The sequence below is a fragment of the Streptomyces sp. 135 genome (assembly GCF_020026305.1).
GTDB lineage: Bacteria > Actinomycetota > Actinomycetes > Streptomycetales > Streptomycetaceae > Streptomyces.
Map to the genome: position 1 here is coordinate 2,395,775 of NZ_CP075691.1, position 25,380 is coordinate 2,421,154.

The following is a 25,380-nucleotide window of genomic DNA, read 5'->3' on the forward strand; positions in this document are numbered from 1 at the left end:
CATGACCCAGCACGTCACCGCCGCGCCCGCCCACACCGACTCCGTGCCGAGCCGGGAGTGGTGGCGCGACGCGGTCATCTACCAGGTCTACCCGCGCAGCTTCGCCGACGGGAACGGCGACGGCATGGGCGACCTGCCCGGCATCACGGCACGCCTGCCGCACCTGCGCGACCTGGGGGTGGACGCCGTCTGGCTCTCCCCCTTCTACGCCTCGCCGCAGGCCGACGCCGGTTACGACGTGGCGGACTACCGCGCGGTGGACCCCATGTTCGGCACCCTCACGGACGTCGACGACCTCGTGCGGGAAGCCCACTCGCTGGGCCTGCGCGTCATCGTCGACCTCGTGCCCAACCACTGCTCCGACCAGCACGAGTGGTTCAAGCAGGCGCTGCGCGAGGGCCCCGGCTCGCCGCTGCGGGACCGCTTCCACTTCCGGCCCGGCAAGGGCACCGACGGCGAGCTGCCGCCGAACGACTGGGAGTCCGTCTTCGGCGGACCCGCCTGGACCCGCGTCGAGGACGGCTCCTGGTACCTGCACCTCTTCGCGCCGGAGCAGCCCGACTTCAACTGGGACCACCCGGCCGTCAAGGACGAGTTCCGCTCCATCCTGCGCTTCTGGCTCGACCTCGGCATCGACGGCTTCCGCATCGACGTCGCGCACGGCCTGGTCAAGGCGCGGGGCCTGCCGGACATCGGCCACGAGGAGCAGGTCAAGCTGCTCGGCGGCCAGGCCGTGCCGTACTTCGACCAGGACGGCGTGCACGAGATCTACCGCGACTGGCGCAAGATCCTCGACGAGTACACGCGCGAGGACGGCACCGAGCGCATCGCCGTCGCCGAGGCGTGGACCCCGACCGTCGAGCGCAGCGCCCTGTACCTGCGCCCCGACGAACTGCACCAGGCGTTCAACTTCGAGTACCTGACGACCGATTGGGACGCGCGGGCGCTGCGCGACGTCATCGAACGCTCCCTCGCCGCGATGAACTCCGTGGACGCGCCCGCCACCTGGGTGCTCTCCAACCACGACGTCGTACGCCACTCCACGCGCTTCGCCGGCGGCGACGAGGCCCGCGGCCTGCGCCGGGCCCGGGCGGCGACGCTGCTGATGCTGGCGCTGCCCGGCTCCGCCTACATCTACCAGGGCGAGGAGCTCGGCCTGCCCGAGGTCACCGATCTGCCGGACGAGGTGCGCCAGGACCCGGCGTTCTTCCGCTCCGCCGGGCAGGACGGCACGCGTGACGGCTGCCGGGTGCCGCTGCCGTGGTCCGGTGAGCGCGCGCCGTTCGGCTTCGGTCCGGCCGAGGGCGGTCCGAGCTGGCTGCCGCAGCCGGAGTCCTGGCGGGACCTGTCGGTGGCGGCGCAGACCGGTGACCCCACGTCGACGCTGGAGTTCTACCGCTCCGCGCTCGCCGTGCGCCGCGAGCACCCGGCGCTGGGCGCGGGCCGCGGTGTGGAGTGGCTGGACGCCCCCGAGGGCGTGCTCGCCTTCCGCCGCACGTGTGCGACGCGCGCGTTCGTCTGCACGGTGAACCTCACCGCCTCCCCCGTCACGCTGCCGACGCCCGGCGCCCTCCTGCTGGCGAGCGCGGGCGTGGCGCCGGGCGCCGACGAGACCGCCCTGCCGGCCGATTCGACGCTCTGGTGGGCAGCCTGAGACGCGACCGGTACAGTCCCCTCCTGTGACCGCACGGCTAGCCGACATCGCAGCCCAGGCGGGGGTCAGCGAAGCGACGGTGAGCCGCGTGCTCAACGGCAGGCCGGGCGTCGCGGCGGCCACCCGTCAGTCCGTGCTCGCCGCGCTCGACGTCCTCGGCTACGAACGCCCGGTGCGGCTGCGCCGGCGCAGCGCGGGCCTGGTCGGGCTGATCACGCCGGAGCTGGAGAACCCCATCTTCCCCGCGCTCGCGCAGGTCATCGGGCAGGCCCTGACCCGGCAGGGGTACACACCGGTCCTCGCCACCCAGACCCCCGGCGGCTCCACCGAGGACGAGCTGACCGAGATGCTGGTGGACCGCGGGGTGGCCGGCATCATCTTCGTCTCGGGGCTGCACGCGGACACCTCCGCCGACATGCGGCGCTACGAGCGGTTGCGGGCGCGGGACGTGCCGTTCGTCCTCGTGGACGGCTTCTCGCCCGAGGTGCGGGCGCCGTTCATCTCGCCGGACGACCGCGCGGCGATGCGGCTCGCGGTGACGCACCTCGTCTCGCTCGGTCATACGCGCGTGGGACTGGCCCTCGGCCCCAGGCGGTTCGTGCCGGTCCAGCGGAAGATCGAGGGCTTCGTGCGCTCGATGCGGGATCAGCTGGGACTGGCCCCGGAGGAGATCGAGGCGGACCTCGTCCAGCACTCCCTCTACACCCTGGAGGGCGGCCAGGCGGCGGCCGCGGCGCTGATGGACCGCGGCTGCACGGCGATCGCGTGTGCCGGCGACATGATGGCGCTCGGTGCGATACGGGCGGCGCGTCAGCGTGGCCTTGAGGTGCCGGACGACGTCTCGGTGGTCGGCTTCGACGATTCGCCGCTGATCGCGTTCACCGATCCACCGCTGACCACGGTGCGCAAGCCGGTGCCGGCGATGGGGCAGGCGGCGGTGCGTACACTCCTGGAGGAGATCGGCGGGACCCCCGCCCCGCACAGCGAGTTCGTCTTCATGCCGGAGCTGGTGGTTCGCGGTTCAACCGCTTCGGCCCCCAGGCGCCCCTAGGGTTCTTCGGGCCGCGGCCTCGTACTTCCGACGGAGAGAATGCGGTCCGGACCCGACCAGGGGATGATCGGTCGGAGGACGGGGATCTGGCAGACTCTGTGCCTATGGGTGAGACGATCGTGACAACACTTGAGGGCCGACAGGCGCCCACCGCATCACCCATCGCGGGCGAGGAAGATGACCGCAATGGGCGGAATCTCCTGCGTCGTCTGCGGACCCCCCGCCGTCCCCGGCTGTGGTTCGAGATCCTGCTGATCGCGGTGAGTTACTGGACGTACTCACTGATCCGCAACGCCGTGCCGGAGCAGAAGGCGCAGGCGCTGCGCAACGCCGACTGGATCTGGCGGATCGAGCACGACCTCGGGATCGCCGTCGAGCGGGGCGTCAACCACGCCGTGGACTCCGTGACATGGCTCATCGTCGGCATGAACTACTACTACGCGACGCTGCACTTCGTGGTGACGCTCGGCGTACTGGTCTGGCTCTTCCGCAAGCATCCCGGGCGGTACGCGGCCACCCGCCTCGTCCTCTTCGCGACGACGGCGGTGGCCCTGGTCGGCTACTACCTCTATCCGCTGGCGCCGCCGCGCCTGATGAACGGCACCACCTTCATCGACACGGTCCTGGTGCACCACACGTGGGGCTCGATGGCCTCCGGCGACCTGAAGAACATGTCGAACCAGTACGCGGCGATGCCGTCGATGCACATCGGCTGGTCCCTGTGGTGCGGCCTGACGATCTTCGCCCTGGCGTCGGTGCCGTGGGCCAAGGTGCTCGGCCTGCTCTACCCCGTGGCGACGCTCGTGGTGATCGTGGCCACGGCCAACCACTTCTGGCTGGACGCGGTGGGCGGCATGATCTGCCTGGCCTTCGGCCTCACGGTCACCCGCCTCTGGTACGGCGCGCTGCCGCACGCACTACCACGCGAGGTGTAACACCTGGGCTGCGCCCCGTAGGGGGCGGGGAACTGCGCGAGCAACCACAACCGACCCGCACCCGCCACCCCGCAGCCCACTCAAACCCCGCGGTGAGCGACCCGCCCTCCCACCACCGTGAGGAACACCGGCGCCGCCGCCACCTCATCGGCCGGCGCCACCACCGGATCGAGCCCGAACGCCGTGAGATCCGCCCGGCACCCAGGGGCGATCCGCCCCGCCGCGCCCCCCTCCCCCGCGGCGACGGCCGCGTGCGTCGTGCAGCCCTCCAGCGCCATGAGCCCCGTGAGCCCCGGCCCCCGCGAAGCCGCCCCGCGCGGACTGCGGGCGGTGGCCAGGACCTCACGTACGTCGTAGTGGGCGATCGGCCAGTCGGAGCCGAGCGCCACGTACGCCCCGGCGTCCCGCAGGTTGCGCATGCGCCAGGCCCGGGCGGCGCGCTCGTCGCCGAGCCGCTTGGACCACTCGTCGCTGTGGTCGGCCCGGGTGTACGCGGTGTGCGGCGGCTGCATCGAGGCGATGACGCCCAGCTCGGCGAAGCGCGGGACCGTGTCGTCCGGCACGGTCTCGATGTGCTCGATCCGGTGCGCGAGGCGGCCGCCGTCACCCAGTGACGCCACGGTGTCGAGGACGTGCCGCACGGCCGCGTCCCCGATGGCGTGCGTGGCGGTGCGCACTCCGGCCGCGTGCAGGCGCCGCACGGCGTCCGCGTACGCCTCCGGGTCCGGCCAGAAGGCGTCGGTGCCCTGGCCGTGGCAGTCCGCGTGCTCCAGCCAGGCGGTGCCGCCCTCGACCGTGCCGTCCATGAAGAATTTGGCGCCGCCGACCCGCCACAGCCGCCCCGCCTCGGCCTGGAGGGCGATGATCTCCTCGATGCCCTCCGCGCCCACCCCGGGCATGCACCAGGGGGCGAGCCGCAGCCGCAGCGGCAGGTCGCCCGCCTCCTCGACGGCCGCGAGCAGCTGCGGTACGTCCCCGCCGCCCATGTCCATGACGTGCGCGCCGGTCAGGCCGGTGGCCGCCATGGCGGACAGCAGCTCCACGAGGCGGTCGCGGCGCTCGGCGAAGGAGGGCCGGGGCAGCACGGACTGGACGAGATCCATCGCGGCGTGCTCGATCAGGTGCCCGGTGGGCCGCCCGTCCGCGTCGCACACGACGGTGGAGCGCTGCACGAACTCCCTCGGACCCTCGATGCCGGCCGCGCGCAGAGCGGCGCCGCTGACCAGGGCGGAGTGGCCGTCGTAGAGGCGGATGAAGGCGGGCGCGCCGTCGAGCACGTCCTCGATGAGCGCGCGGTCGACGGCCCGCCCGCCGAAGGCGTTGTGGTCGAGCCCCCAGGCGACGACCCATCCCCCGATCCGCTCGGCCCCGCGCAGCGCGGCCCGGAGCCCGTCGAGATCGCGTACGGCGGACAGATCGAGCCCCGTGGCCATCTCCAGGCCCCACACGGGGTGGCTGTGGGAGTCGACGAGGCCGGGCACGAGAGACGCCCCGGCGAGGTCGATCACCTCGGTGCCGGGCCCTCGCCAGTCACGTACGCCGTCATCGGTGTCGGCGACGGCGGTGATCACCCCGTCACGGACGGCGAGCGCGGTGGCGTGCGGCCGGCCGGGGTCGAGGGTGCGGACGCGGGCGCCGGTGAGGATGAGGTCGGCGGTGGGCACGGTGGCTGCTCCTAGGCGGTGGGGCTGGTCGTGGTGAGGGAAGCGGCGGGCCGCTCCGAGGGTTCCGGGGGCGGTTCCGCGGCGAAGTTCGCGTAGACCTCGGGGCGGCTGCGGCGCAGCCGCCACGCGAGCGCGAGGCCGAGGACGAGGACGGCGGGGACGAGGGAGACGAGGAGGGTGTTCACCAGGGGCGAGGCTCCGGTGAAGAGGCCGACGTGCGTGACGACGAGGACGAGGGCCACGCCTAGCAGGACCGTCGCCACGACCGGGGCGACGACGGTGCGCAGGACGCCCTCCTGGTGGCTGACCCGGCGGAAGTAGCAGGGCCCGGCGACGGCGGCGAGCAGCTGGAGCGTCAACAGGCCGATCATCCCCGGCGTGTTGACCCACAGCAGGAGCTGTTGGTACGGGTCGGCGCCGGCCGCGGCGAAGGCGAGGACGACGGCCGCGCCGAGCACGGTCTGGGCGGCGCCCGCGACGTACGGCGAGCGGTGGCGCGGGTGGACGCGGCCGAGGGCCTTGGGCAGGACGCCCTCTTCGGCCAGGGCGAGGCTGTAGCGGTTGATGGCGTTGTGGAAGGCGAGCAGGGAGGCGAGGACGCTGGTGACGATGAGGACGTGCATGAGGTCGGCGGCCCAGGCGCCGACGTAGGTGGTGATGGCGGAGAAGAAGAGCCCGGCGGGGTCGTCGCTCGCGGCCTTCACGACCTGCTCGTCGCCGAAGGCCTGGATGACGGTCCAGACGACGAAGGCGTAGAAGAGGCCGAGGAACGCGACGGCGATGTAGGTGGCGCGCGGCACGGTCCGGTCCGGGTCGCGGGCCTCACGGCGGTAGATGACGGTGGACTCGAAGCCGGTGAACGCGGCGGAGGCGCAGGCCAGGACGGCCGCGGTGCCGGGGACGAGGACGTTGCCCGGCGCGAGGCCCGCGAGGCTGAGCCCGTCGGCGCCGCCCTTCACGAGCACGCCGCCCGCGAGCAGTACGAGGATGCCGGTCTCGGCGACGAGCAGGACGCCGAGGAGTTTCGCGCCGAAGTCGATGGAGCGGAAGCCGCCGTACCAAATGAGCAGCAGGCCCGCGAGGGAGACGGGGAGCCAGGGGATGTCGGCGCCGAAGAGGGCGTGCGCCGTGTCCTGGGTGGCGGTGCCGAGCAGGCCGTAGACGCCTGTCTCCATGCCGTTGTAGCCGAGCATGGCGAGGAGCGCGGCAGCGATCCCGGCGGGGCGGCCGAGGCCGCGGGTGATGTACGCGTAGAAGGCACCGTCACCGCGGACGTGCCGGCTCATCGCGGTGAGCCCGACGGCGAAGACGGTCAGCGTGACGCCCGCGAGGAGGTAGCCGACGGGGGCGCCGATGCCGCCGAGCGTGAGGGCGACCGGGGCGACGCCCGCCATCACGGTGAGCGGGGCCGCGGCGGAGACGACGAAGAAGGTGATGTCGGCGGTGCCGAGGGAGCCGGTGCGGAGCGTGGGCGCGGATCTCTCCGCGGTGCTGGTGGCAGGCATGGCGAAGCAGCCCTTCTGCGGCGGGCGGACGCGGCGCACGGCGGGGTGCCGGACGCCGGGCAGGAGGCGGGAGCCAGAAACCTAAAGGCTTTCGGTTTCGGCAATGTAGCCTCACCCTGGGCAGTTCGGGAAGACTTCACCGCGAGACGGAGAGATCGGGACCATGGGCCGGCCGCGCACACCACTCCTGGACCGGGAGCGCATCACGACGACCGCGCTGGAACTCGTCGACGGCGACGGCGACTTCAGCGTGCCGCGGATCGCCAAGCGGCTGGGCGTGCAGACGGGCTCGGTGTACCACCATGTGGACGGCCGCGACGGCATCGTCGAGCTGCTGCGGGAACGGGTGGCCGAGGCGATCGACTCCGCCACGCTCGACCCCGGCCGCCCCTGGGACGCCTCCCTCGCCGCCTGGGCCCGCTCCTACCGCGCGGCCTTCGCGGCCCACCCCCGGACGATCCCCCTCCTGATGACGTCACCGGTGCGGGCACCGCGGGTGCTGGAGCAGTACGAGCGGGCGGTGACGCTGCTCCTGGCCGCCGGTTTCGCCCTGCCGGACGTCATGCCGCTGATCATCGCCCTGGAGAACATGGTGCTCGGCTCGGCGCTCGACCTCGCGGCGCCCGAGGCGATGTGGGAGCTGACGGACACGTCGGCGACGCCCGCGCTGGCCCGGGCCCTGGACGCGGTCCCCCCGGGCCGCGCGGACCGGGCCTTCGAGCTGGCGCTGGCGGGGTTCCTGGCGCAGGCGGGGGCCATGCTGGCGGCGTACGACGAGCCGGGCGGCGGCCAGTAGCCGCCTCAGACCTCTGCCACGCCTCCGATGAACCGCGGACACCGGTAGGAAAAGCGAGCCCTGCCGAGCAGACCTGCCCAGCACCGGCCTCTCGTCACTCGATCTCCCGGGAGACGGGACCGACCTCTTCGAGGAAGACCTTCGCGTTCACCCAGCGCGGCGCGTCACCGTCCACGTCCAGGTACTGGCACCGGTATCCGGTGCCGGCGCCGAGCGCGACCCTCTTGAGGGGCGGCATCTTGTCGCAGCGCAGTTCCTTCGCGTCCTTGCGGTACTGATCCCAGAACCGGCCCTGGACCGCCTTGGCCGGCAGTACTCCCGAGTCAGGAGGAAAGACGTGGTAATCGATGAACTGGACGGTCCAGGCTCCTCCGCCGGTGACATCCTCGACCAACACCTTCTCGGTGAGCGAGGCGTCAGAACCGGGCGGCGGCGGCAGGCCCATCGCCGACCGTCCCAAGTCGGTGCCAATGAGCTCCGGTTCGGCCGAGTCGACCACGACCGGCAGCTCCTTGACCGGTGCCGCGGGGCGGGGAGCGGGGCCGCCGCCTTCGGGGCTCGGCCAGAACGCTCGGCCGATCCCCACGGCCGCGAGGCACGCAACGGCCACCACGAACGCCGCCTCGAAGCGGCTGAGACCTTCGAAGTACCGCCGACGAAGCGCCGCTAAGCCCCGTAGAACCTCTCCTCCACCACCGCTCGCGCCCGCCTCGTGATCCGCCGGTAGTCGTCCAGCATGTCGCCGACGTGGCCCGCGTCGTAGCCCAAGTAGCGGCCCACCGCCGCCAGTTCACGGCCCCCGGAGGGGAACGTGTCGCCCGCCCGGCCGCGCACCAGCATCACCGCGTTGCGTACGCGTGTCGCGAGCACCCAGGCCTCGTCCAGGGTCGCCGCGTCCTCGGTCGGGATCAGGCCCGCGGCGCAGGCGGCGGCCAGGGCCTCGCGGGTGCGGGTCGTGCGCAGGCCCGGCTCGGTCCAGCCGTGCCGCAACTGGAGGAGCTGGACGGTCCATTCGACGTCGGAGAGGCCGCCGCGGCCCAGCTTGGCGTGGAGGGTGGGGTCGGCGCCGCGCGGCATCCGCTCGCTCTCCATGCGGGCCTTCAGGCGGCGGATCTCGCGGACCGCGTCCTCGCCGAGTCCCTGCGCGGGATAGCGCAGCGGAGCGACCAGGTCGATGAAGGCGCGGCCCAACTCCTCGTCACCGGCGACCGGTTCGGCCCGCAGCAGCGCCTGCGACTCCCACCCCAGGGACCAGCGGCGGTAGTAGGCCTCGTACGAACCCAGCGTGCGCACCAGCGGGCCGCTCCTGCCCTCCGGGCGCAGGTCGGTGTCGATGAGCAAGGGCGGGTCGGCGGACGGGAGTTGGAGCAGGCGCCGCATCTCCGCGACCACCTTCGCCGCGGCCTTCGCCGCCTCCTGCTCGTCGGCGCCCTCACGCGGCTCGTGCACGAACAGGACGTCCGCGTCCGAGCCGTAGCCCAATTCGTGGCCGCCGAAGCGGCCCATGCCGATGACCGCGAAGCGGGTCGGCAGTGTGTCGCCCCAGCCGTCGCGGACCACCGCGCGCAGCGTGCCGGCGATCGTGGCGGCCGTCAGGTCCGAGACCGCGTCGCCCACCCGGTCCACCAGCGCGCCCGGGTCCGCCTCGGCGGGGCTGTCCTCCGTGCCGTACGAGCCGATGATGTCCCCCGCGGCGGTACGGAACAGCTCCCGGCGGCGCACCCCGCGCGCCGCCGTCACGGCCTGCTCGGCGCCGTCCGCGCGGCGCACCGCCGCCAGGATCTCCTGCTCCAGGTGGGCGCGGCCGCGCGGCACCAGGCCCCGCTGGTCGCCGAGGAGGGCGACCGCCTCGGGGGCGCGCAGCAGCAGGTCGGGGGCGAGGCGGCCGGCGGACAGGACGCGGGCGAGGTTCTCCGCCGCGGCCCCCTCGTCGCGCAGCAGCCGCAGGTACCAGGGGGTCTTGCCGAGCGCGTCGGAGACCTGGCGGAAGTTCAGCAGGCCCGCGTCCGGGTCCGCGGAGTCCGCGAACCAGCCGAGCAGGACGGGCAGCAGCGTGCGCTGGATGGCCGCCTTGCGGGAGACGCCGGAGGCGAGCGCCTCCAGGTGGCGCAGGGCGCCGCTCGGGTCCGCGTAGCCGAGCGCGACGAGCCGCTCGCGGGCCGCCTCCGTGCTCAAGCGTGCCTCACCGGGTGCGAGTTGGGCGACGGCGTCGAGCAGCGGGCGGTAGAACAGCTTCTCGTGCAGCCGGCGTACGACGGAGGTGTGCCGCTTCCACGCGCGGTGCAGCTCGGTGATCGGCTCCGTGCGCATCCCGAGGGAGCGGCCGATGCGCCGCAGGTCCGCGTCGTCCTCGGGCACCAGGTGCGTGCGGCGCAGCTTGTACAGCTGGATGCGGTGCTCCAGGGAGCGCAGGAAGCGGTACGCGTCGTCGAGCTGGGCGGCGTCCACCCGCCCGACGTAGCCGCCCGCGCCGAGCGCGTCCAGGGCGGCGAGCGTCGACCCGCTGCGGATCGAGGGGTCGCTGCGGCCGTGCACCAGCTGGAGCATCTGGACGGCGAACTCGACGTCCCGCAGCCCGCCGGGGCCGAGCTTCAGCTCCCGCTCGACCTCCCCCGCCGGGATGTTCTCGACGACCCTGCGGCGCATCTTCTGCACGTCCGGCACGAAGTTCTCGCGCTCGGCGGCGTGCCAGACCAGCGGCGCGAGCGTGGCGACGTACTCCTCGCCGAGCGCCAGGTCGCCCGCGACGGGGCGGGCCTTGAGCAGCGCCTGGAACTCCCACGTCTTCGCCCAGCGCTGGTAGTAGGCGAGGTGGCTGGAGAGGGTCCGCACCAGTGGGCCGTTCCTGCCCTCGGGGCGGAGGTTGGCGTCGACGGGCCAGATGGTGCCCTCGACGTTCGTCTCGGAGCAGATCCGCATCATGTGCGAGGCGAGGCGCGTCGCGGCCCGCAGCGCCTTGCCCTCGTCGGAGCCGGCGCCGTCCGTCGCGCTCTCTGTGCCCGGCACGGGTTCGGCGACGAAGATGACGTCGACGTCGGAGACGTAGTTCAGTTCGTGGCCGCCGCACTTGCCCATCGCGATGACCGCGAGCCTGCACTGCGCCGCGTCGCCGGGGGCCGCCGCGCAGGCCATGGCGAGCGCCGCGCGCAGCGTCGCCGTCGCGAGGTCCGCGAGCTCGGCCGCGGCCTCGGCCACGTCGGTGGTGCCGCACACGTCACGGGCCGCGATGGCCAGCAGGCAGCGGCGGTAGGCGACCCGCAGCGAGACCGGGTCGGTGGCGTCGGCGAGCCCGCGCTCGAAGTCGGCCACGCCGGGGTGCAGGTCGGCCGACTCGTACGTGGCGAGGGCCCGCCAGTCCCGGGGGTGGCGTGCGAGGTGGTCGGCGAGCGCCTCGGAGGCGCCCATCACCCCGAGCAGGCGGTCGCGCAGCGGCTTGGCGGTGACGAGGGTGTCGAGCAGTTCCCGCCGGCCGGCCTCGTCCTCCTGCGCCTCCACGAGACGTACGAGCCCGAGCAGCGCCAGGTCGGGGTCGGCGGTGGCGCCGAGCGCGTCCAGGAGCAGCGGGTCGGAGCGGACGGCGCTCAGCTCCGGGGCGTCCAGGAGCCGTTCCGCCGCGGACGGATCCGTGAAACCGTGCCGCAGCAGCCGCGTGAACGTACTGCTTCTGCGCCCTTGCGGCAGCGTCATGGTCTCGCGCCTCCGTTCGATCACTCCTCAGGGTGAGCCTACGGCCTGACCGGTGCGCTGGGCGCACGTGCGCGGCCCGCCCTCGCGGAGGACGATCGAAGAAGCGCCGGAAGGACGGACATGCCGAAGATGGAACCCCGTACGGAACTGGACGTCAGGTACAGCAGCGCGGACGCGGAGCCGATGCCGTGGGCGGAGGCGGTCACCCGCCTGGCGGCGGCCGAGCTGTTCTGGATCTCGACGGTACGACCCGACGGGCGCCCCCACGTCACACCGCTGCCGGCGGTGTGGCTGGACGACGCCCTGCACTTCGCGACGGGCCCCGAGGAGCGCAAGGCCCGCAATCTCGCGGCCAATCCGCAGACCGTGCTGACGACCGGCACCAACCTCTGGAACAGTGGCTGCGACCTGGTCGTGGAGGGCGCTGCCGTCCGGGTCACCGACGAGATCGCGCTGCGGCGGCTGGCAGCGGCCTGGGAGCGGAAGTACGGCAGCTTCTGGCACTACGAGGTGCGCGACGGCTGCTTCCACCACGGCTCCGGGCACGCGTACGTCTTCGCGGTGGCGCCGCGCACGGCCTTCGGCTTCGGCAAGGGCGAGCCGTTCAGCCAGACGCGGTGGCGCTTCGCCTGACGGACATCGCGGCGGAGCGCTGACAGGGGCCCGGGCCCCTGATGTACTGCGGCCATGGAATACACACTCGAAGTGATCCCGCTGCCGGTCAGCGACATCGACCGGGCCAAGGAGTTCTACCGCGACAAGCTGGGTTTCCACGTCGACATCGACGCCGAGGTCGCGCCGGGCCTGCGCATCGTCCAGCTGACCCCGCCGGGCTCGGGCTGCTCCATCGCCCTGTCCGACACGCTCTGGGAGTCGATGGACGGCCCGGCACCGGCGCCCGGCTCCTACCAGGGCATGCAGCTGTGCGTGGCCGACGCGAAGGCGGCGCACGCGGAGCTGACCGCGCGCGGCCTGGACGTCACGGAGCCGGTGCAGCACGCGCCGCAGGACGGCGGCACGTTCATGTACTTCAAGGACCCGGACGGCAATGGCTGGGCCATCCAGGAGTACCGGGTCCGCGCGACTACACCGCTGCGGGAGGCGATCACCTCCGGTTGAGGGGTGCGGGGGCGGCGTGCGCGCTCCCTACGGGACCGTGCGCTGCCGCCACGACCCCGCGAGGGCGGCGTGCGGGAGAGGGAGAAACCGGGGGTGGGTCGCGGAGCCGCCCCCGGCGGTGGCCGCGTCCTTGTCGCGGGCGCCGCGGCGGCTGCGCGCCGACGCTTCGTGCATGCGCGCCAGACGGTTCCCCTGGCGTTCCATGTCCTTACGTCGCCGGGCGCGGCGCCAGGCACCGCGCCACCGCTCCACCTCCACGCCGTCGGTCACCCCGCACACCCGCAAAAAGGCCGTGAGCTGCGCGAGGTCGAGCATGGACCTGCCCGCCAGCATCCGCAGCACCGTGCTGTGCGGCAGCTCACCGTGGCGACCGGCCCGTCGTTCCATCTCGTCGACGGGCATCGCCCCTGCCCTGTGGTAGAGCTCGCGCAGCGCATGGATCAGCTCGTCCCGCCCGTAGACCTGGTCCGGCCTTGGCACACCGGCCCCGGGATTCCTCCGCCGGTACTCGGCGTAGCGAGCGGCCTGCCACAGCCGCCGCGCCTCACCGGCCGGGGCCCCGCAGACCCGGGCGTACGCCTCCACGACCGGCAGCCGGGGAATCCGGCGCCCGCTGGCGGCACGGGAGAAGGTCGTGGCGGAGAAGGCGTACCCGGACCGCTGCGCCATTTCCCGATGGGTCAGGGCTGCCGCCCGGCGCTGCCTGCGCAGCCACTCGGCGAGCTCCTCCAGGCCCGGGTCCGAGGTGGAGATGGGCTGCTCCGGACGTGCCACGGCCGGCCCCCGTCACAGTCCTTCGGGCGCGACCGGAGCGCGTCGCGCCAGGTGGGCACCGATGAGACCGCAGGTCGCCAGGACTTCGGCCACCACGACGACGGGCATTCCGGTGAGCGCCAGCACGGCGCCGAGTACCAGGACCACGATGACGATGACGGCCCGCTGTCCGTCCGGACGGACAGCGGGCTTGGGCGCGACGCACGGCGGACGCCGGTGTGAGTGCATGAGGTACCTCTGGATCTCGAAGTCCCCGGGTTTCCTGCCCGGTTCAGCCACGGACGGTTGTCCGACAGGGCGCCGGCGAGCGCCCGTCGGCAACATGGTGGCACCGGATCCCGAGGCCCTCGCGGGGTTGATGCACCCCCGCCCCACTCGTACGGCTGCCGGTGGGGTCAGCCGCGATCGGCACACCTCACCGGCACCGGTTCACCTGCGCGTACGGAGAGTTCCCGGACGTTCGTGCCGCATGGCGAGGGCGGTTGATGCATCCCGTGCCCACCGTGACCAGAAAAATTGGTACCTCGCCCGGGAACCTGAACCTCGGGAACCTTCCGGAAACGGCCCCGGCCTCAGAGAACCGGCAGGTTCTTCCGCAGTTCGAAGGCCGTGACCTCGCTGCGGTACTCCTCCCACTCCTGCTTCTTGTTCCGCAGGAAGAAGTCGTAGACATGCTCGCCGAGCGTCTCGGCGACCAGCTCCGACTTCTCCATGAGCGCGATCGCCTCGCCCAGGTTCTGCGGCAGCGGCTCGATCCCCATCGCGCGGCGCTCGGCGTCCGAGAGCGCCCACACGTCGTCGTCGGCGCCCGGCGGGAGTTCGTAGCCCTCCTCGATGCCCTTGAGCCCGGCGGCGAGCAGCACCGCGTACGTCAGGTAGGGGTTGGCGCCCGAGTCGATCGAGCGGACCTCGACGCGCGCCGAGCCGGTCTTGCCCGGCTTGTACATGGGCACGCGGATCAGCGCGGAGCGGTTGTTGTGGCCCCAGCAGATGTACGAGGGGGCCTCGCCGCCCGCGCCCGCCGTGCGCTCGGAGCCGCCCCAGATGCGCTTGTAGGAGTTCACCCACTGGTTGGTGACCGCCGAGATCTCCGCGGCGTGCCGCAGCAGGCCCGCGATGAAGGAGCGGCCGACCTTGGAGAGCTGGTACTCGGCGCCCGACTCGTAGAACGCGTTGCGGTCGCCCTCGAAGAGGGACAGGTGCGTGTGCATGCCACTGCCGGGGTGCTCGGAGAACGGCTTCGGCATGAAGGTGGCCTGGACGCCCTGCTCCAGCGCGACCTGCTTCATGACCAGGCGGAACGTCATGATGTTGTCGGCCGTGGAGAGCGCGTCCGCGTACCGCAGGTCGATCTCCTGCTGGCCGGGGGCGCCCTCGTGGTGGCTGAACTCGACCGAGATGCCCATGGATTCGAGCATCGTGATGGCCTGGCGGCGGAAGTCCATGCCCACGTTCTGCGGGGTGTGGTCGAAGTAGCCGGAGTTGTCGGCGGGCGTCGGCCGCGACCCGTCCAGCGGCTTGTCCTTGAGCAGGAAGAACTCGATCTCGGGGTGGGTGTAGAAGGTGAAGCCGAGGTCGGAGGTCTTGGCGAGGGCACGCTTCAGTACGTAGCGCGGGTCGGCGAAGGACGGGGAGCCGTCCGGCATCAGGATGTCGCAGAACATGCGGGCGGTGCCGGGGGCCTCCGCGCGCCAGGGCAGCACCTGGAACGTCGACGGGTCCGGCTTGGCGATCATGTCCGACTCGTACACCCTGGCGAAACCTTCGATCGCCGAGCCGTCGAAGCCGATGCCCTCGTCGAAGGCCTGCTCCAGCTCGGCCGGGGCCACGGCCACCGACTTCAGGAAGCCGAGGACATCCGTGAACCACAGGCGTACGAACCGGATGTCGCGCTCCTCCAGCGTACGGAGCACGAATTCCTGCTGCTTGTCCATCTTCCGATTCCACCCATCCTTGCTGGTCAGGCCGCCTGCTCCCGCGTCATGTGACACCTCGGGCACACGAGCATCCCACTACCCGGTTTCGAACGCGTTGCGGACCCGTGCCGCCGGGCGCCGAGCCGTGCCGCGTGCCGCTCTGTGCCCATAGTGCCTGCTGATCGGCCGCTCTGTAACGGCGGGCCGCCATGGGCCGCCGCGGCGCCGAGCCGTGACCGGGCGTAGGCGGGTACGCGGCTTCCTGTTCGTCGGGGGTGGGGCCACGGCCCGCACGCGACTCCCGGGCCGGCGGGGGTCCCCGGCTGCGTCCTCGGTTCGTCGGGGGCGGGGCCCGTACGCGACCCCGGTCCGGCGGGGCCCTCGGCCGCGTCCTCGGTTCGTCGGGGGGCGGGGCCGCGGCGGTATGTCCGTCCTCGCTATCTTGGCGCCGGCGCCTCGCCGCTTCGGAGCTCGGCGCTGCACCACTGTGCTCCGGGCGGACACACCGCCACGTCCCCTCGCGTCTCGATCACGGCTGCGGACCGGAGCCACCGCGCCGAGGCTCCTACGGGGCTGCGGCGCCGCTGGGTGACGGGGGGTTGGGTGGGAGATGTCCTTGCGGTGTGGCCAGGGGCGTGCACAGGCAACGCATGGCCGGACCACCGCACCCGCTAGGCCACGCGCCGCAGGTCCTTGCGGAGGAGGCGGCCGCGGAGTGGCACTCCGGCCACGTACCGTTCGACCTCCGCGACCGCGTACTCGCCGAGCCGCCGCACCTCACTCCCCTGCGCCCCCGCGATGTGCGGCGTGACGAGGACGTTCGGGAGCCGCAGCAGGACATGCCCCGCGGGCAGCGGCTCGGGATCCGTGACGTCCAGGAACGCGTCGAGGCGCCCCGCCCCGCACTCCCGCGCCAACGCCTCCGTGTCGACGAGTGAGCCGCGGGCCGTGTTGATGACGGACCCGCCGTCCGGGATCAGCTTCAGCATGGCCTCGCTCAAGAGGCCACGCGTCTCGGGGAGCTGCGGCGCGTGCACCGTGACGACGCCGCTGCGGGCGCACAGTTCGGGGAGCGGGGCCAGTTCCACGCCGAGCGATGCCGCCTCGGCTGGCGTCACGTAAGGGTCCGTGAGCAGCACGCGATACCCCGCGCCGCAGGCCCGCAGCGCGGCGATCACGCGCCGCCCGATGCGCGACGCCCCGATGACACCGACGGTGCACCCGTCGGCCCCGGCGCGCTCCGCGAACGACGGCCACCCGTCCACGTACCCGGCGGCCGCCCGCAACGCCCCCTTCGCCGCGAACGTGATCGCCGCCAGGGTGAAGGCCACCACAGGATCCGCGTTGGCGTCCGCCGCCGAGGAGACGACGATGCCCCGCTCCCACACCGCCTCCGTCACCAGCGCCTTGACCGACCCCGCCGCGTGCACGACCGCCCGCAGACGCGGCGCGTACGCCAGGACCTCGGGGGTCAGCGGCGGGCACTCCCAGCCCGTGACCAGGATCTCCGCCCCGGCGAGCACCGCCCGCGCCGCAGGTCCGGTGAGCGGACCGGTCAGCACTCCGGGCGCCAACTCCACATGGGCGCTCAGCCGTTCACGCAGGTCCGGAGGGAACGCCCGGGCCGCGACCTCGGCGCCCATAGCCAGGGCCGTGATCGGCGGCCCGCCGGCTCGCTCCGCCTGCTGTGCCTGATCTGCCACGCGTGACCGTCCCTCGTAGTAACCGGTTACTCACCAGCGCCTGGAGGCTAGGACCAAATCGAGAGGGAGGTCAAGAGAACGCGGGGCCAAGGGGGTTGACCGAGCACAGTAACCGCTTTAGATTCCGGGCACCTTATTCCGACGACGGAGGGGTTGCCGTGCCGACGGTGACGAAGGACGGGGCGGAAACCGAGGCGGTGCAGCCGCCCGGCAGGCGTGACGACGGGTCAAGCGCGCATAAACCAGTCCACGGCGAACTGCGGAACCGGTTTCAGCGCACCCGCTTCCTGGTCCTGCTCATGATGCCGGGACTGGTGTACTTCCTGGTCTTCCACTACGGCGCCTTCATCGCCAACGCGGTGGCCTTCAAGGAGTACGTCCCCTTCGACGGCCTGTGGGCCAGCCCCTGGGTCGGCACCGCGAATTTCGAGCGGATGTTCGGCGACCCGGACTTCTGGCACGCGACCTGGAACACCCTGTTCATCGCCGTCCTCCAGCTCGTCTTCTTCTTCCCGGCACCGCTCGCTCTCGCCCTGCTCCTGCACAGCCTGACCTCGGACCTGCTGCGCCGCTTCACGCAGTCCGTGATCTATCTGCCGCACTTCCTGTCATGGGTCGTCGTGGTCGCCCTCTTCCAGCAAGTGCTCAGCGACACCGGCCTGTTGAACACCTTCCTGAGCGACTCCGGGCTGCACACCGTCGACATCATCGGCAACCCGGACGCGTACAAGCCGCTCGTCGTGTTCGAGGTGATCTGGAAGGACGCCGGATGGGGGACCATCATCTTCCTTGCCGCGCTCATGCAGGTCGACGAGCAGTTGTACGAGGCGTCGGCGATCGACGGGGCCGGTCCCTGGCGCCGCTTCTGGCACGTCACGCTGCCCGGCATCCGGCCCATCATCATCCTGCTGCTGATCATGCGGCTCGGCGACATCCTCTCCGTCGGTTTCGAACAGATGCTGCTGCAACGGCAGTCGGTCGGCCCTGAGGTCGGTGAGGTGCTCGACACCTTTGTGTTCTGGCAGGGCATCGTCGGCGGCGACACCGGATACGCGGCGGCCGCCGGTCTGTTCAAGGGCGTCGTCGGCGCGGCGCTCGTCTTCGCCGCCAACCGCGTCGCCCACCGGCTCGGCGAGCAGGGGGTCTATAAGTGAGCAGCATCCTGAAGACCCGGGTGAGTGCCGGACAGAGCACGCGGCCCGCCTGGATGGAGAAGCCGCGGTTCGCGACCAAGGCCGCCAAGGCCGTGGCGGTCGTGATCGTGCTCGGGCTGGTCCTGATCCCCTTCCTCGTCATCGTCTCGACGTCGCTGGCCTCCAACCGCGAGGTCGTGGACAACGGCGGCTGGGTGCTGTGGCCGAGCGACCCGACACTGCGCGCCTACCGCACCATCCTGAGCGGCGGCATCGTCACCAAAGCGCTGGGCGTGAGCGTGGGCCTCACCGTCGTGGGCACGCTGTTCTCCCTCGCCTGCACCACCTTCCTCGCCTACGCCCTCGCCCGTCCCGGTGTCTTCGGCGGCAGGCCCGTCCTGCTGCTCATCCTCTTCACCTTCCTCTTCCCGCCCGGCATGATCCCCGCGTTCCTGCTGGTGAAAGGCATGGGGATGATGGACACCTATGCCGCGCTCATCGCCCCCGTACTCATCAACGTCTTCAATCTGATCGTGCTGCGCGGCTTCTTCCAGGGCATCCCCGAGGAGCTGTACGAGGCGGCCAGGCTCGACGGCGCGGGTGACTGGCACATCCTGTGGCGGATCGTGCTCCCGCTCTCCAAGGCGGCCCTCGCCGTGGTCTCCCTCTTCTACGCCGTGAGCTACTGGAACGCCTGGTTCCATGCCTCGATCTACCTGGAGTCGGACCACTGGCCGCTCTCCCAGGTGCTCCGTACGTACGTCATCGGCGGCTCGCAGATCGCCGACACGGGCCTGAGCGAGGCCGGCCTGGTCTCCGCCCCGCAGACGACGCAGATGGCCGTCCTGGTGATCGCCACGGTGCCGATCCTGGTCGTCTACCCCTTCCTCCAGAAGTACTTCACCAAGGGCGTACTTACCGGCGCCATCAAGAGCTGAGCATTCCCGCTCATCGTCCAGAAGGGCCTCCACGTGTCCGGATCCTCGATGTCACGGCGCACCCTGCTGCGCTCCATAGCCGTCGGCGGCGCCGCCCTGGCCGCCCCGTCCGTCCTCACCGCCTGCTCGACCGGCTCCGGCAGCGGTGGCGCCGTCTCCAACGCGGGCAAGAAGGCGGTGCCCTGGCCCGCCTACGCGCCCGCCGACGGCCCCGCCCCCGACCTGGTGCCGACCAAGGAGGGCGTCCAGGCCGGGTACACGAAGTACCCCGAGAAGCTCGTCCGTGCGGTGAGCGAGAAGCCGGGCGACGGCAAGCAGAAGATCCGGGTCATGACCATCACCTACGGCACCCCGCCGAAGCCCGTCGGCCGCAATAAGTACTGGCAGGCGGTGAACGAGGCCCTGGGCGTGGAGATCGAGTTCACCGTCGTGCCGGACGCGGACTTCCGCGCCAAGATGTCCACGCTGATGTCGGGCGACGACCTCCCCGACGTGATCAACTTCGGGGGCGGGTACGTGCTGCCGAGGGAGTCGCAGTTCGTGAAGGCCCGCTGCGCCGACCTGAGCGAGCACCTGTCCGGCGACGCCGTCAAGGACTACCCCAACCTCGCCAACATCCCGACGTACGCCTGGGAGGGCATGGGCCGCATCGCCGGGCGCATCTACGGACTGCCGGTCGAGCGCGCCAAGGTGCACGGCGCCATGTTCATCAACCGCGAGGCCTTCGACGAGGCCGGTTACCGGCCCGGCATGTCCGCCCCCGACTTCCGCGCGATGGCCAAGGAGGCGACCCAGGACAAGCGGTTCGCTCTCGGCGCGTCCACGGTGGGCTTCTTCGGGTACCTCTACCACGCGATGTGGCACGGCGCGCCCAACCAGTGGCGGATCAAGGACGGCAAGGTCACCGACATGTACGGCACCGACGCGTTCAAGGCCGCCCTGGAGTACATGGCCGGGCTGCGCCAGGACGGCTCGTACAACGCCGACGCCACCTCGATCTCCCAGGTCGACCTGAAGACGCAGTTCCACAACGGCACGGTCCGCTCGATGACGGACGGCTGGGGCGCCGTCGTCTCCAACGCCCAGGGCATCAAGGGGGAGTTCACGCTCGACGTCGCCGAGCCGTACGCGGTGGACGGGGTCACCCCCGTCTACCAGCAGAACCGCGGCTGTTTCGGCTACACCGTCATCAAGAAGGCCTCCAAGGAGCGCGTCAAGCTGATGCTGCGCGTACTGAACTGGCTCGCCTCGCCGTTCGGCACCAAGGAGTACGAGCTGATGCACTACGGAGTCGAGGGCACCCACTTCCGGTACGACAAGGCGGGCGACCCGGTCGCCACCGAGCTGGGCCTCGTCGACTCGCGGACCAACCTGCCCTTCCCGTACCTCATGGACGCGCCCCAGCCGCTGTACTACCCGGGCTTCCCCGACCTCGCCAAGCGGCTGCACGCCTGGCAGAAGAAGGTCGTCCCGCTGCTGGTGCCCGACGACCACTGGGGCCTGATGTCGGAGACGTACAACCGGCAGAGCGCCACGATGGACCAGATCATCACCGACGGCGTCACGGCGGTCGTCGCCGGGCGCAAGAAACTCTCCGACTGGGACGGCATCTACAAGAAGTGGCGGTCCCAGGGCGGCGAGCGCTCCGCCGAGGAGTTCCTGAAGGAGTACGAGGCCGCGCACTGAGCCGGCGGCGGGGCGCGGGATGATGGGTCCGACGGGGCCGGGGCGACGGGTTCAGGGCGGGGCCGCCGGGGGCAACCGCGCCTCGGACCGCCGGGGTTGCCGAGTGAGGGAGACACATGGGAGAGCGGGTCACCATCCGCGATGTGGCCGCGCGCGCGGGCGTCTCGGTAGCGACCGTCTCGCGGGTCCTGGCGGGCAACTACCCGACGTCCACGGCGTCGCGCGCCAAGGTGCTGCGGGCGGTCAAGGACCTGGACTACGTCGCCAACGCGCACGCGCGCGCGTTGGCGGGCGCCGGGCGCAAGACGATCGCGGTGCTCATGCTCGACGTGGTGGGCGCCTTCTACGCGCAGGTCGCGCAGGGTGTGGAGATGGAGGCCGCCCAGCACGGCCGCCTCACGCTGGTCTCCTCCACGGGCAGCGACCCGGCGCGCGAGCTGGCCCTCGTCCAGATGATGCGGGAACAGGCCGCCGAGGCCGTGGTGCTCGTCGGCGGCGTCACGCAGGACGACGAGTACCGGCAGCGGATGGCGCGCTACGCCGAGGTCCTCGCGGCGGCGGGCTCCCGGCTCGTCCTGTGCGGCCGCCCCGCACCGGCGCCCGACGTGCCCGCGCTGGTCGTCGAGTACGACAACGAAGCGGGCGCCCACGCCGTCACCAGCCACCTCCTGGGCGCCGGCCACCGGCGGATCGCGCTGATCGGCTATCAGCCGGGGAACACCACCGGTGAGGACCGCCTCGCCGGTTACCTCCGGGCGCTCGCCGACCACGGGGTGCCGCGCGACGAGGCGCTGATCCACGGCGTCGGCTTCGGGCAGAACTTCGGCTACCGGGCGATGCGGGACCTGCTGGCGCGGGCGGACGGGAAACCGGACTTCACGGCGGTCTTCGCGGGCGACGACCGGGCCGCGGCGGCGGCGATCATCGCGTTGCGGGAGTACGGGCTGCGGGTGCCGCAGGACATGTCGGTGGTCGGCTACAACGACGACCCCGTGGCCGGGGACATCACCCCCGGTCTGACGACCGTCCACATCCCGGCCGAGGAGATGGGCCGCACCGCGGTCCGCCGCGCCCTGTCCGGCGCCCCGCGCACGGGCCAGGAACGCCATCTGCTGGGCACGCACATCGTGATCCGGGAGAGTGTGCGGGCGGTTCGGGGGGTTGCGGGAGGCTGAGTGGTGTGTGCTGCTGCGGGCCGTGGGGGCTGAGCGCGCAGTTCCCCGCGCCCCTTTCAGGGGCGCGCCCCGAGGACCGCCGCCGCCACGTCCGCAGGGCGGTCCCGCATCACCAGGTGCCCCGCGGGCACGGCCACCCGGAAGGTCCCGCCGAGACGTGAGGCCAGCCCCCGCTGACGTCCCAGCCACTCCCCCGAACCCCCCGCGTACGCCGCGAGCACCGTCACCGGCACCCCGAAGGGCAACGGCGCGGCCACCCGCAGCCGAGCCAGTTCCACCGCCGCGTCGCCATACGTGACGTACTCCATGAGCGCCGCCCGCCACACCCGCCCGGTCCCGTACACCCGCGCCCACGGCGTCGGCGCCGTCAGCCTCCGCAGCGTGGGCCCCACGGCGCGCGGCACCCCCACCGCACACAGCAACGCCCCGCACGCGCGCGTGCCCGCCACCCGCGCCCCGCGAGGTGCCCGCACCCGTGGCCGCTCCTCGACGCTGGAGTCGACGAGGACGAGCCCGGCCGTGCGCTCCGGATGAAGCCGCGCGAACGCCTCCGCGTGGAACCCGGCGAGCGAGTGCCCCACCACCGTGGCCCGCTCCCCGCCGAGGCCCACCGCGTCCAGCACCCGCAGGATCCGTTCCGCCTCGCCCCGCAAGGTGGGCGCCACGCGCGCGTGCCCGCTCAGTCCGAGCCCGGGGCGGTCGAAGCGGACGACGGTCCGGTGCGGCGCGAGCAGCGGCACCACCGGGTCCCAGTCGAACCAGCCGAGCCCGAGCCCGGCGCTCAGCACGCACACCGGCCCGCTCCCGGTCACCTCTACGTGGTGCGGCACTCCGCCGACGCGTACGAAGGTCATCCGCGCCGCTCGGTGGAGGACGGGGACGGAGCCGAGGACGCGGCGGCGGCCAGGGACCAGGCGAGGACCACGGTCCAGACCGCGATGAACAGCACCTGGAGCCGCTGCCCGACCCCGAGCCCCCATGTCCCGCGCCCCGCCTCCAACGCGGCGACGGAGACCAGCGTCCACGCGGTGGCGGCCAGTTCGAGGACGACCAGGGCGGGCCCGGTGCGGGCGAGCGCGGGCCACGTGCCCGCGCCGCGCCGTGCCGCGACCGTGAGCAGCACCATGCCGAGCAGCGCCCCGCCGATCGCGAGGGCGCTGCTGAAGGCGTGCGCGGAGTGCGTCCAGGGGACGGTGCCCGCCGCCTCCCGCGCGGCGCACGCGGCGTCGGCGGTCGACGCGCAGCTCAGCGGCAGCCGGGAGTCGGCCGCGGTGGACGCCCCGTACAGCGCGAGCCCGGCCCAGCCGGCCGTGGTCCACCCCCGGCGCGGCAGCCACAGCAGGGCGCCCACCGCCGCCGCGAGGACGAGGAGCCCCGCCAGCAGGTCCGCGGTGCGGAAGAACGTGCCGTAGGGCTGGTCCTCGGCGGCGAGTTCACTGACGTACGTCTGGAGGGGCGCCAGGCCGGTCGGCAGGAACGCCTCGACCGCCCAGGTGGTGTACAGGAGCGCGCCGAGCAGGAGGAGGCCCGGGAGGGCGAGGCGGGGCCGCCGTGGGCCGCCGGCCTGCCGCCGTGTCGGCTGTGAGGGCATGGAGGCGTCCGCCGTCGCGGAGGGGAGGCTCGGAGGGCCCATGCTAGGCCGCCGGTCGCGAGGGCCGGTGGTCCGGGTGGATCCACCCCGGTTTGCGGAACTTGAGGAAGGCCGCGGGCGCCAGCACGCCGAGGGCGAGCAGGCCCCCGCCGACGATCAGCAGGTAGCGCCACAGCGGCCCCTCGCCGAACTGGTCGGGCGGCACGAACCCGATGGCGAGCGCGAGGACCGACGCGACGAACCCGACGCCCGCGACGAGGGTCACGGCGGGGACCACGAAGCCGCGCGGCACGTGCGGCTGCGACTTCCGGAGCCGTACGACGGCCATGAACATCAGCAGGTAGGCGATGAGATAGATCTGCACGGTGATGACCGAGAACATCCAGTAGGCGCTCGACACGTCGTCACTGAAGGCGTACATGACGCCGATCAGGGTGGTGACGACGCCCTGGGCGACCATGATGTTCCGCGGGACGCCCGCCTTGTTGAACTTCTGCAGGACGGGCGGCAGATAGCCCTCCTGCCGGGACAGCGCGACGAGCCCCTTGGCGGGTCCCGCGAGCCAGGTGAGCATGCCGCCGAGCGCCGCCATGACGAGCATGACGCCGACGACCTTCGTCATCCAGCCGATGTGGAAGTGGTCGAAGAACGCCTGGAAGGCCTGCATCAGACCGGCCGTGAGGCTGAGGTCCCCGGACGGCATGACCCAGCTGATGGCGAGGGCCGGGAGGACGAAGATCAGCAGGACGAGGCCGGTGGCCAGGAAGATCGACCGCGGGTACTCGGCCCGGGGGTGGCGCAGCGACGACACGTGGACGCCGTTCATCTCCATGCCCGCGTAGGAGAGGAAGTTGTTGACGATGAGGACCAGGCTGGCGAGGCCGGTCCAGGGCGGCAGCCAGTGGTCGGCGCTCATCGGGGCGGCGGAGGGGTTGCCCTGCCCCAGGAAGACGATGCCGAGGGCGACGAGTACGACGCCGGGGACGAGGGTGCCGATGATCAGGCCGAGGGAGGAGAGCCCGGCGACGGTCCTGGTGCCCCGGCAGGTGATCCACACGCCCGTCCAGTAGATGACGACGATGACGATCGCCACGTAGAGGCCGTTCTCGGCGAGGCTGGGGTGGACGACGTAGGCGAACGTCGAGGCGACGTAGGCCAGCAGGCTCGGGTAGTACGCGATGGTCATGGCGAACTGGCACCACACGGCGACGAACCCCAGGGGTTTGCCGAGCGCCTCGCTCACCCACCGGTAGATGCCGCCCGGCCACCCGGAGGCGAGTTCGGCGCCGACGAGGGCGGTGGGGAGCAGGAAGACCACGGCGGGCAGCAGGTAGAGGAAGACCGCCGCGAGTCCGTAGATGGCCATCGAGGGGGAAGGGCGGAGGCTGGCCACGGACGCGGTGGTCATGAAGGCGAGCGTCACCCAGGAGATGAACTGCCGTGGGATCGCGGGGTCCGGCTCCGGGAGGGTGCCGGCTCCGGTCTGCTCCGGTTCGTCCGTAGTCGTCATGCGTTCATGATCGACGCAATGCCGGGAGCCCGCATGTCGCCCGATACCCGGCGGGGGTAGGGTGCGCCTCATGGCGAGGACGAGGAACCGCACGGGGTACGGGCAGTGGCTGCTGCTCGTCGCGTTGCTCCTCGGGATCGTCACCATGCATACGTTGGGGCATCCCTCGGGGGAGCATGCGTCGCACGCGGCTGTCCGCGGTGGCGGTCACGGGGCCGAGGTCATGGGGCACGGCGTCGGCCATGCGGCCGTGTCCGCCCCGGATCCGGCGGCCGTCTCGGCCTTGGAGCTGAAGCCGCAGTCACGGTCGCAGCCGCAGTCGCCCTCGCGGGACGGGGCGGCGGGCATGGGGATGGATCCCCTCTCCGTCTGCCTGGCGGTGCTGGGGGCCTTCACGCTCGTACTGCTGGTGCGGGCGGGGCTGTCGCGGCCGGGCGGGACGCTCGCCCGTGCCCCCGCGGTCGGGCGCCCGAGTGCCCCGCGGCCCGAGGCGCCGCCGCCGCGTGTCCTGCTCTCCCGTCTGTCGGTGCTGCGCATCTAGGC

General features: G+C 72.3%; 22 protein-coding genes. 11 read left to right on the forward strand and 11 right to left on the reverse strand.

What is annotated here, in order from left to right:
- The first annotated feature begins 1 nt into the window (after nt 1).
- From KKZ08_RS10835 to KKZ08_RS10845, 3 genes are all read left to right on the forward strand, one after another.
- A complete protein-coding gene (locus tag KKZ08_RS10835) occupies nt 2-1,654 on the forward strand; it encodes a glycoside hydrolase family 13 protein (protein ID WP_223774258.1) in 1,653 nt (550 codons plus the stop codon).
- 25 nt (nt 1,655-1,679) lie between these two features.
- Entirely contained in the window at nt 1,680-2,705 is a 1,026-nt protein-coding gene (locus tag KKZ08_RS10840) for a LacI family DNA-binding transcriptional regulator (RefSeq protein WP_263303337.1), read from the forward strand.
- Between the two features lie 104 nt (nt 2,706-2,809).
- The gene (locus tag KKZ08_RS10845; RefSeq protein ID WP_223774259.1) at nt 2,810-3,640 is read left to right on the forward strand and encodes a phosphatase PAP2 family protein; all 831 of its coding nucleotides are present in this window, start codon (nt 2,810-2,812) and stop codon (nt 3,638-3,640) included.
- 80 nt (nt 3,641-3,720) lie between these two features.
- On the opposite strand, the gene KKZ08_RS10850 is transcribed toward KKZ08_RS10845, so the two are convergent.
- Both KKZ08_RS10850 and KKZ08_RS10855 read right to left on the reverse strand, forming a co-directional pair.
- A complete protein-coding gene (locus KKZ08_RS10850) occupies nt 3,721-5,304 on the reverse strand; it encodes an amidohydrolase (RefSeq protein WP_223774260.1) in 1,584 nt (527 codons plus the stop codon).
- Nucleotides 5,305-5,315: 11 nt separating this feature from the next.
- Nucleotides 5,316-6,809: an APC family permease gene (locus tag KKZ08_RS10855; protein ID WP_223774261.1), complete on the reverse strand. Its 1,494-nt coding sequence runs from the start codon at nt 6,807-6,809 to the stop codon at nt 5,316-5,318.
- 163 nt (nt 6,810-6,972) lie between these two features.
- Between KKZ08_RS10855 and KKZ08_RS10860 the strand changes: the two genes are divergently transcribed.
- Nucleotides 6,973-7,605 (forward strand): TetR/AcrR family transcriptional regulator C-terminal domain-containing protein, encoded by a 633-nt coding sequence (locus KKZ08_RS10860; RefSeq protein WP_223774262.1) that lies wholly within the window; start codon nt 6,973-6,975, stop codon nt 7,603-7,605.
- Between the two features lie 94 nt (nt 7,606-7,699).
- Here the strand turns inward: KKZ08_RS10860 and KKZ08_RS10865 are convergent, their stop codons facing one another.
- Both KKZ08_RS10865 and KKZ08_RS10870 read right to left on the reverse strand, forming a co-directional pair.
- Nucleotides 7,700-8,218 carry a hypothetical protein gene (locus tag KKZ08_RS10865; protein ID WP_223774263.1) on the reverse strand — a complete coding sequence of 173 codons (519 nt, stop codon included), beginning with the start codon at nt 8,216-8,218 and terminating at the stop codon, nt 7,700-7,702.
- A 53-nt stretch (nt 8,219-8,271) separates the two neighbouring features.
- Nucleotides 8,272-11,292 carry a bifunctional [glutamine synthetase] adenylyltransferase/[glutamine synthetase]-adenylyl-L-tyrosine phosphorylase gene (locus KKZ08_RS10870; protein ID WP_223774264.1) on the reverse strand — a complete coding sequence of 1,007 codons (3,021 nt, stop codon included), beginning with the start codon at nt 11,290-11,292 and terminating at the stop codon, nt 8,272-8,274.
- Between the two features lie 120 nt (nt 11,293-11,412).
- On the opposite strand from KKZ08_RS10870, the gene KKZ08_RS10875 reads away from it, so the two are divergent.
- Together KKZ08_RS10875 and KKZ08_RS10880 are read left to right on the forward strand one after the other, a co-directional pair.
- A complete protein-coding gene (locus KKZ08_RS10875; protein WP_223774265.1) occupies nt 11,413-11,925 on the forward strand; it encodes a pyridoxamine 5'-phosphate oxidase family protein in 513 nt (170 codons plus the stop codon).
- A 54-nt stretch (nt 11,926-11,979) separates the two neighbouring features.
- Nucleotides 11,980-12,411 carry a VOC family protein gene (locus KKZ08_RS10880; protein ID WP_223774266.1) on the forward strand — a complete coding sequence of 144 codons (432 nt, stop codon included), beginning with the start codon at nt 11,980-11,982 and terminating at the stop codon, nt 12,409-12,411.
- A 27-nt stretch (nt 12,412-12,438) separates the two neighbouring features.
- Here the strand turns inward: KKZ08_RS10880 and KKZ08_RS10885 are convergent, their stop codons facing one another.
- The 4 genes from KKZ08_RS10885 to KKZ08_RS10900 form a co-directional block, all read right to left on the reverse strand.
- Complete coding sequence (locus tag KKZ08_RS10885) at nt 12,439-13,185, reverse strand: helix-turn-helix transcriptional regulator (protein ID WP_223774267.1); 747 nt, start codon at nt 13,183-13,185, stop codon at nt 12,439-12,441.
- A 12-nt stretch (nt 13,186-13,197) separates the two neighbouring features.
- The gene (locus KKZ08_RS10890) at nt 13,198-13,413 is read right to left on the reverse strand and encodes a hypothetical protein (RefSeq protein WP_223774268.1); all 216 of its coding nucleotides are present in this window, start codon (nt 13,411-13,413) and stop codon (nt 13,198-13,200) included.
- Nucleotides 13,414-13,757: 344 nt separating this feature from the next.
- Nucleotides 13,758-15,119, reverse strand: coding sequence for a glutamine synthetase family protein (locus tag KKZ08_RS10895; protein ID WP_030786766.1), 1,362 nt, complete (start codon nt 15,117-15,119; stop codon nt 13,758-13,760).
- A 653-nt stretch (nt 15,120-15,772) separates the two neighbouring features.
- Nucleotides 15,773-16,804 (reverse strand): hydroxyacid dehydrogenase, encoded by a 1,032-nt coding sequence (locus KKZ08_RS10900; protein ID WP_223774269.1) that lies wholly within the window; start codon nt 16,802-16,804, stop codon nt 15,773-15,775.
- A 299-nt stretch (nt 16,805-17,103) separates the two neighbouring features.
- Between KKZ08_RS10900 and KKZ08_RS10905 the strand changes: the two genes are divergently transcribed.
- The 4 genes from KKZ08_RS10905 to KKZ08_RS10920 all read left to right on the forward strand — a co-directional run bounded on the left by KKZ08_RS10905 (nt 17,104) and on the right by KKZ08_RS10920 (nt 21,736).
- The gene (locus KKZ08_RS10905) at nt 17,104-17,958 is read left to right on the forward strand and encodes an ABC transporter permease subunit (protein ID WP_223778995.1); all 855 of its coding nucleotides are present in this window, start codon (nt 17,104-17,106) and stop codon (nt 17,956-17,958) included.
- A gap of 53 nt (nt 17,959-18,011) precedes the next feature.
- A complete protein-coding gene (locus KKZ08_RS10910; protein WP_223778996.1) occupies nt 18,012-18,875 on the forward strand; it encodes a carbohydrate ABC transporter permease in 864 nt (287 codons plus the stop codon).
- Nucleotides 18,876-18,908: 33 nt separating this feature from the next.
- Nucleotides 18,909-20,561: an extracellular solute-binding protein gene (locus KKZ08_RS10915; RefSeq protein ID WP_346657869.1), complete on the forward strand. Its 1,653-nt coding sequence runs from the start codon at nt 18,909-18,911 to the stop codon at nt 20,559-20,561.
- A 116-nt stretch (nt 20,562-20,677) separates the two neighbouring features.
- Complete coding sequence (locus KKZ08_RS10920) at nt 20,678-21,736, forward strand: LacI family DNA-binding transcriptional regulator (RefSeq protein WP_223774270.1); 1,059 nt, start codon at nt 20,678-20,680, stop codon at nt 21,734-21,736.
- A 56-nt stretch (nt 21,737-21,792) separates the two neighbouring features.
- On the opposite strand, the gene KKZ08_RS10925 is transcribed toward KKZ08_RS10920, so the two are convergent.
- From KKZ08_RS10925 to KKZ08_RS10935, 3 genes are read right to left on the reverse strand one after another with little or no spacing between them, the layout of a single operon-like run.
- Complete coding sequence (locus KKZ08_RS10925) at nt 21,793-22,590, reverse strand: alpha/beta hydrolase (RefSeq protein ID WP_223774271.1); 798 nt, start codon at nt 22,588-22,590, stop codon at nt 21,793-21,795.
- The gene (locus KKZ08_RS10930; RefSeq protein WP_223774272.1) at nt 22,587-23,327 is read right to left on the reverse strand and encodes a DUF998 domain-containing protein; all 741 of its coding nucleotides are present in this window, start codon (nt 23,325-23,327) and stop codon (nt 22,587-22,589) included. Before KKZ08_RS10930 ends, KKZ08_RS10925 begins: the two co-directional genes overlap by 4 nt.
- Before the next feature lie 43 nt (nt 23,328-23,370).
- Complete coding sequence (locus KKZ08_RS10935) at nt 23,371-24,837, reverse strand: APC family permease (RefSeq protein ID WP_223774273.1); 1,467 nt, start codon at nt 24,835-24,837, stop codon at nt 23,371-23,373.
- Between the two features lie 70 nt (nt 24,838-24,907).
- Between KKZ08_RS10935 and KKZ08_RS10940 the strand changes: the two genes are divergently transcribed.
- Nucleotides 24,908-25,378, forward strand: a complete 471-nt coding sequence (locus tag KKZ08_RS10940; protein ID WP_223774274.1) for a hypothetical protein — start codon at nt 24,908-24,910, stop codon at nt 25,376-25,378.
- Nucleotides 25,379-25,380 lie beyond the last annotated feature (2 nt).

Bases quoted from the DNA above. Each gene is read 5' to 3' on its own strand.
- KKZ08_RS10940 (WP_223774274.1), top strand. From the start codon at position 24,908: ATGGCGAGGACGAGGAACCGCACGGGGTACGGGCAGTGGCTGCTGCTC.
- KKZ08_RS10835 (WP_223774258.1), top strand. From the start codon at position 2: ATGACCCAGCACGTCACCGCCGCGCCCGCCCACACCGACTCCGTGCCG.
- KKZ08_RS10880 (WP_223774266.1), top strand. From the start codon at position 11,980: ATGGAATACACACTCGAAGTGATCCCGCTGCCGGTCAGCGACATCGAC.
- KKZ08_RS10855 (WP_223774261.1), bottom strand. From the start codon at position 6,809: ATGCCTGCCACCAGCACCGCGGAGAGATCCGCGCCCACGCTCCGCACC.
- KKZ08_RS10875 (WP_223774265.1), top strand. From the start codon at position 11,413: ATGCCGAAGATGGAACCCCGTACGGAACTGGACGTCAGGTACAGCAGC.
- KKZ08_RS10905 (WP_223778995.1), top strand. From the start codon at position 17,104: ATGATGCCGGGACTGGTGTACTTCCTGGTCTTCCACTACGGCGCCTTC.
- KKZ08_RS10930 (WP_223774272.1), bottom strand. From the start codon at position 23,327: ATGCCCTCACAGCCGACACGGCGGCAGGCCGGCGGCCCACGGCGGCCC.
- KKZ08_RS10925 (WP_223774271.1), bottom strand. From the start codon at position 22,590: ATGACCTTCGTACGCGTCGGCGGAGTGCCGCACCACGTAGAGGTGACC.
- KKZ08_RS10845 (WP_223774259.1), top strand. From the start codon at position 2,810: ATGGGTGAGACGATCGTGACAACACTTGAGGGCCGACAGGCGCCCACC.
- KKZ08_RS10860 (WP_223774262.1), top strand. From the start codon at position 6,973: ATGGGCCGGCCGCGCACACCACTCCTGGACCGGGAGCGCATCACGACG.
- KKZ08_RS10910 (WP_223778996.1), top strand. From the start codon at position 18,012: ATGGAGAAGCCGCGGTTCGCGACCAAGGCCGCCAAGGCCGTGGCGGTC.
- KKZ08_RS10920 (WP_223774270.1), top strand. From the start codon at position 20,678: ATGGGAGAGCGGGTCACCATCCGCGATGTGGCCGCGCGCGCGGGCGTC.
- KKZ08_RS10890 (WP_223774268.1), bottom strand. From the start codon at position 13,413: ATGCACTCACACCGGCGTCCGCCGTGCGTCGCGCCCAAGCCCGCTGTC.
- KKZ08_RS10895 (WP_030786766.1), bottom strand. From the start codon at position 15,119: ATGGACAAGCAGCAGGAATTCGTGCTCCGTACGCTGGAGGAGCGCGAC.
- KKZ08_RS10935 (WP_223774273.1), bottom strand. From the start codon at position 24,837: ATGACGACTACGGACGAACCGGAGCAGACCGGAGCCGGCACCCTCCCG.
- KKZ08_RS10870 (WP_223774264.1), bottom strand. From the start codon at position 11,292: ATGACGCTGCCGCAAGGGCGCAGAAGCAGTACGTTCACGCGGCTGCTG.